The organism is Morganella sp. EGD-HP17 (assembly GCF_000512315.2).
GTDB classification, from domain to species: Bacteria; Pseudomonadota; Gammaproteobacteria; order Enterobacterales; family Enterobacteriaceae; genus Morganella; species Morganella morganii.
Genome location: NZ_AZRH01000036.1, coordinates 1 through 5,617, shown reverse-complemented (window position 1 = coordinate 5,617; position 5,617 = coordinate 1). Strand labels below are relative to the sequence as shown.

Here is a 5,617-nt window from a genome sequence, read left to right as displayed (position 1 = left end):
TTGATGGTTAGGAAATTGAATCGCTTCTTTTGGGCGCACCTGAGCATGAATTTAACTGCGGATCATCCTTTTGATAATGCAGTTATTCATCACTATATAAAAATGCCGTCTTTGATGTGTTTTTAACCGGAAAGCCACTTCTCAGACGCACTGATCCCATTCAGGCATTCGCAACCATCGCTTTTTCTCCATTCCACGCAGCCTTTCTGACAGCAATTTTGTTGCATGGATACCAGTCTGAGCGCCGGCAAAACGCAGTCGGTCGCCACACAGGATACATTTGTACGGATCCGCGCCCAGGAAGCCTTTCATCAGCGCAGCGAATCCCGGTTTCTCCGGTTTTTCCCGCGCCTGCATCTGCAGGGCTTCATACACCCGTGGCAGCAGCGCTCTCCTTTTACGGTTGGCCAGAAACCCGGAGTAACGCACCATCTTAAAATGGCGCGCCGGAACATGACTGATATAGCGCCCGATCATCTCTTCCTGGCTCAGCATCTGACGTTTATGCTTCCCTGCGCGGTAATCGAGATAGTGATGAACCACCGCGCCGCCGCAGTAGTGCCGCAGGCGGGAACGGATCGCGCCGCAGGAACTGCTTACTCATCTGCGCGTAACACACTTTCGGTGCCGCCTCCGGTTTTTTCATCCCCAGCGCATGGTACACCAGCGGCAGTTTTTTCCCGCACACTCGGTTGGCCAGAAAACCAAAATAACGCACCATCCGGAAGAACTTTTCCGGTATATGCTGCTTCAGCCGACTCACGATTTCCCTCTGCGTCAGCCTCTCGGTGGCTTGCTCACCTGTATTGTGGTCGTGGTAGCGAAAGCTCAGCGTGGTACTGCCGGCGTAGTGCGCCAGCCTGGAGCCGGCTATCGGCGGTTTTTTCAGATACCGGCCCGGGTATTTTACGGTGTTTTTACCGCCGGCCATCTTTTTTGACATATACACGTGCCTGTATTTTCCGCCGGCGGTCAGCACCAGACTGCACCACTGTGACCCAGTGGTGATGTGTGACAGAGAGAGCGGCAGTGAGATACCCTCAGACCAGACACTCAGCAGCATCTGACGGACACAGGGTACCAGTTGTATCTGGCTGTCAACGACATCGATCATACAAAAACGAAGGCGATGTCTCCACAGACGAACGGTATCTGCGAGCGCTTCCATACAACCATTTTACAGGAATTTTATCAGGTTACGTTCCGCAAGAAGCTATATGCAGACCTGGAGAGCCTGCAAATGGATCTGGACAACTGGTTGTGGCACTACAATAATGAGCGAACTCATCAGGGAAAAATGTGCTGCGGGCGTACGCCGATGGCCACGTTACTTGATGGAAAACGGGCCTGGACAGAAAAAAATCTGAACCAGATTTAATCTGACAGACACCTGTATAAATAACCGGTAACTGTCAGATCAGGTCTAAGCTAGTGCAATTTAAGCGAGAGGTATAAAAACCTCCGTATTATAAAATCCAGCATATTTTCTGGGTTATTGAAGGCTCCCGCATGTCACATAAAGTATGCGTGTGGACGGAGTTATTGGGTCAGTAAAGATTGTGATGCAAGGATCTATGAAGGATCCTTGCCATTAGTAGGTTCCTCTCGCTGCTTTGACTTTTTCATGGTCAAAGCCTCTTAACGTGAGTTTTTGTTCCACTGAGAGTCAGACACCCCTATCTGACATCATTCTGTGTAGTGGCGGTGATTACAGCTGATATCTGCCCACCGTATTCGTCGTAATACGCCGTTCCGGCAGGGGACGGCATATCAGAAAAAAAGTCATTAACACCGCATCTGAATACCAGACTGAGCCTGTACAGAATATCAACGTGGATCCTGTTTACACCCCGCTCATAACGGGACATCTGCTGCTGTGAGATACCAACTGAATATGCGAGCTGTCGGGTAGTTAAGCAGTTGTTATACCTCATCTCTCTGATTTTTTTGCCGATAATTAACGAAATCTCTGTCATTATATTATATACCGTAAAAAGAATTTGAACTGAAAGCTATTTACACCGACGTGTTAACCAACGTCGTTACCTAACGATATAGTCCGGTACATGTATATTCCCCGACCGGCAAAACTTATTTTCCGGATTGATGACGGAAGGAGCCGGGTGCTCATTAAACATGGTCATGCAGTTTCGGTGTAGACTAAACTGGCCATTGTCACATGCCTGACTGAGGTACGGGGGCTATGAACATTTCCCGTTATTTTTTTCACTGGGCCTGTAGTTTGTGCAGCAGTTTACACGCAGACTGATTGTTGTGATGGCATGCCCGGGTTAAAAGGGGCGCTGCGGCTTCATAATTTTTCTCTGTATAATAGACGGTTCCCAGGATGCCCTGGGCGTCGGTGTCACCCTGTTCCACTGCTTTTCCGAGCCAGTATTTGGCTTTTTCTGTTCCTGCGGCAGTGTCTTCTGACAGGTATATATAGCTCAGTATGATCATTGCATCCGTATCACCCTGCTGCGCCATTTCTTCCGGGGTGACCGCACCGGCCGGTGCGCTGAGGCATACGGATAAAATGACCGCTGAGAACAGACTGTGCAAAATACATTTTTCCATTATTTAAACTCCTCTGTTGATTAAAAGGATAAACATCATTCAGGAACTGCACGGGATAAGGTTCAGATTTATTTTTTAAAATGAGTGATTTTTTGCGGGTAGCGCACCTTCCTGCCCCTGTATTCCTTCTAAATTTACGCATATGACATTTTGCTTTTTTTGTCAGCATGAACCAGTTATGTTTAAAACCTACCGCCCCCGGTTTAATCCTGAGGACAAATCAAACGTTCTGACCGGAATATTAAGTTGTCAGTCTTTTTAACCGGTGAAAATCGTCATTTACCGTACTCTTTTTAATATCAGCTTATTCTGTTGCTGTGTTACAGAACCGGCAATGAAAAGTTCAGCTAATCGTTTCTGTCTGTCCTGACGGAATCAGTATTTTCTTATAAAAATCATCCTAGATGAGTTTCGTTATTCAGGGGGGCCCGCAATCTATCCTGAGCAGATAATTAATGTCTGTGTTACTGCATGTAAATAATTTTTATCCGGTCTTTTTGTTGAAGGACAAAATTAAAAATATATGCCTATTTTGTTATTTTTGTTATTTTTGTTATTTTTGTGTTTCGGTTGTTGTTTTTATTTTTTTCGGTTTCTCTGTCTCACTAATGTAATCAAGCCTGATAACACGGGGCCCGGAAGGCCATTTCTTTCGTGTTGATAAAGTGTACACTGATCAGTAAAAACGATCAATATCGTATTTGTGATAGTTTTTAACTATTAATCATTATAATTAGATCGTTATAAACAATTGGAATATAGAGTAAAAAACAATTTTAATGCACTAAAGTCAAATGAGTGACTGTCTTTCTGAAATGGTTATCACCTCTCTGATGTTATCCGTCGCCGCCACATTGTTTTTACAAATGGACGGGTGATATTTACAGGTATTAATTTGCGGGGGTATTTTTGAAAAAAATAAATCTTGATGAAGGCTCTCTTTCTCTGTCAGGTTATATCGGCGGTCAGCTCAGGGCTATCAGATATGAATACGGATGGTCAGGAGATGAGCTGGCTAAAGATATGAATATCAGCCAGCAGCAGGTCTCCCGGTATGAACGAGGGGAAACCGGATTTCAGCTTGATATGTTGTTTCGTTTTTTTTCGGCTCTCCGTATGAATGAGTCCGAAATACAGTATTTTTTTTATCTGATTATTAACAAGGCAGGGGAAATACCAAAATATAAAATCCGTGACACGGCGTAATTCTGACGGGTGCTGACATTTTATTTCCTGATTTTTAAACGCCTTTTCTGATGAGGGTGATTCACCCGTTGTTATTAATAACCAAAGTATGGGATGTGTTAACATGAAAAAACGTATTATTGCCGTCACGCTGGCGTCATTATTTCTGGGCGCCTGCGGCGCTGTCCCGCAGAAAAAAACGGCCCCGGCCCCGGTTAAAAAACCGCCGGTAACACAAACTCAGCAGACCCGCTCTGCCACGCCGGCCGTGACCGGCAATACGGCGGCACAGGAATATGTCGGAAACAAACAGATGGCCGCACAGGGCATTGTGATTGCCTCCACACGGAATGCCTGTGTGGACGGTTTTAATTTCCTGAAGGGGCTGAACCAGAGTCAGTTTGATAATTACTCCGCCGATTACAGCAAAATCAATCAGAACTATACCTTCCTGAATATTAACAAAGAAATTATGGACAGTGATTCGAAAGAGTTACTGACGATGACCCTGAATAAAAAACTGGATACGTTATGTGCCAAAGTACAGTACGCCGGGTTTACCGGGGTTAAAGAGCGCCTGAAAGCCCTGTCCGGCATCTGATTCGTTACCGGCAATCATTTAATTTTTAATCATTGATATGATCCTCCGGAAACAACCGGTTTTCCGGAGCATTGTTATATCCGGAGTCATATTATGTCAACCCTGACAGCACCGTCGCACGTCCATCAGAAAAGCATGCGGATAACCGCGTTTGTTTTACTGTTCTTCCAGCTTTTTTTTCCTGTGTCCGTTTCTTTTTCTGCCGCCGCCCGGGCAGCCGGCAGTGCGGAGGTCAGTGTCAGTGCGGATGACATGATAAGTACCATGGCCGGTATCCGGGCGCTGACGGGGGAGGAGGGCACGCCGCTCCCGTCATCCCCGCCGTCCGCGGTTCAGGACAGTTTTTCTGCGCCGGTCAGTGCGCTGCCCGGTTTTTCTGTTTCTGTGCCGGAAGCCGGATGGCAATCGTCTGCTGTGCAGGATAATACCGTGCGGCAGGATGATATTCTGAGTGCGTTACCGGTGCTCGGGTCACCGGACAGTCCGGCTGAACAGAATGAACAGCCGGCAACCAGAGTAGCGGCCGGTGTTTCGCAGACCGGGCAGTTATTGTCAGCGGATGACCCGGTGGAGGCCTCCCTCGGCTATGTGCGCGGTATCGGTGAAAACCTGCTCAACCAGCAGGTGAATGACTGGCTGAACCAGGTGGCGCATGCCCGCATTCAGTTCGGCAGCAGTAAAACCGGGGAAGCGGACGTACTGGTACCGTTAATCGATAACCCGGACAGCCTGTTATTCTCACAGGTCGGGCTTCGTGCCAACGAAGAACGCACCACCACCAACCTCGGTCTGGGCTACCGTCAGTATGAAGACGGCTGGATGTGGGGCGTGAACAGCTTTTATGACTACGATATCACCGGCAGTAACTCGCGGGTCGGTGTTGGTGGTGAATTATGGGCCAACTACCTGAAGTTTGCGGCGAACGGCTACTTCAGGGTAACAGACTGGCACCCGTCAGAACTGCATGAAATGCGCGATTACGACGAACGCCCGGCGAACGGGTTTGATCTCCGTGCGGAAGGCTATCTGCCTGATTATCCGCAGTTAGGCGCATTTGCAAAATATGAACAGTACTTCGGCGACGGCATCAGCCTGGCCGGCACCCCTTCTTCCGGTGAACTGAAAAATAACCCGTCAGTCTCCACCCTGGGACTGACTTATACCCCGTTCCCGTTAATGACCCTCAAAGGTCAGACATCGCGCGGCGATTCCAATGACAGCCAGATTGGTATGGAGCTTTCCTACCGTTTCGGC

General features: G+C 47.7%; 6 protein-coding genes and 2 pseudogenes. 4 read left to right on the top strand and 4 right to left on the bottom strand.

What is annotated here, in order from left to right:
* Positions 1-141: 141 nt before the first annotated feature.
* Positions 142-543: a transposase gene (locus X965_RS19170; RefSeq protein WP_072144605.1), complete on the bottom strand. Its 402-nt coding sequence runs from the start codon at positions 541-543 to the stop codon at positions 142-144.
* Between the two features lie 28 nt (positions 544-571).
* Positions 572-1,072, bottom strand: a pseudogene (locus X965_RS18320) (IS91 family transposase); the annotation flags it as partial.
* 6 nt (positions 1,073-1,078) lie between these two features.
* Between X965_RS18320 and X965_RS18315 the strand changes: the two are divergent.
* Positions 1,079-1,378 (top strand): annotated as a pseudogene (locus tag X965_RS18315) (integrase core domain-containing protein); the annotation flags it as partial.
* Between the two features lie 298 nt (positions 1,379-1,676).
* Here the strand turns inward: X965_RS18315 and X965_RS18310 are convergent.
* Positions 1,677-1,934, bottom strand: coding sequence for a helix-turn-helix domain-containing protein (locus X965_RS18310; protein WP_253280791.1), 258 nt, complete (start codon positions 1,932-1,934; stop codon positions 1,677-1,679).
* 292 nt (positions 1,935-2,226) lie between these two features.
* On the bottom strand, positions 2,227-2,577 hold the full coding sequence (locus X965_RS18305) for a tetratricopeptide repeat protein (protein ID WP_036419654.1): 351 nt from the start codon (positions 2,575-2,577) through the stop codon (positions 2,227-2,229).
* A 909-nt stretch (positions 2,578-3,486) separates the two neighbouring features.
* On the opposite strand from X965_RS18305, the gene X965_RS18300 reads away from it, so the two are divergent.
* The 3 genes from X965_RS18300 to X965_RS18290 form a co-directional block, all read left to right on the top strand.
* Positions 3,487-3,783 (top strand): helix-turn-helix domain-containing protein, encoded by a 297-nt coding sequence (locus tag X965_RS18300; RefSeq protein ID WP_051997418.1) that lies wholly within the window; start codon positions 3,487-3,489, stop codon positions 3,781-3,783.
* Positions 3,784-3,886: 103 nt separating this feature from the next.
* Positions 3,887-4,363, top strand: a complete 477-nt coding sequence (locus tag X965_RS18295) for a hypothetical protein (protein ID WP_036419652.1) — start codon at positions 3,887-3,889, stop codon at positions 4,361-4,363.
* A gap of 93 nt (positions 4,364-4,456) precedes the next feature.
* Positions 4,457-5,617, top strand: a 1,161-nt coding sequence (locus tag X965_RS18290; RefSeq protein ID WP_172794104.1) for an inverse autotransporter beta domain-containing protein, incomplete at its 3' end; no start/stop codon positions are given.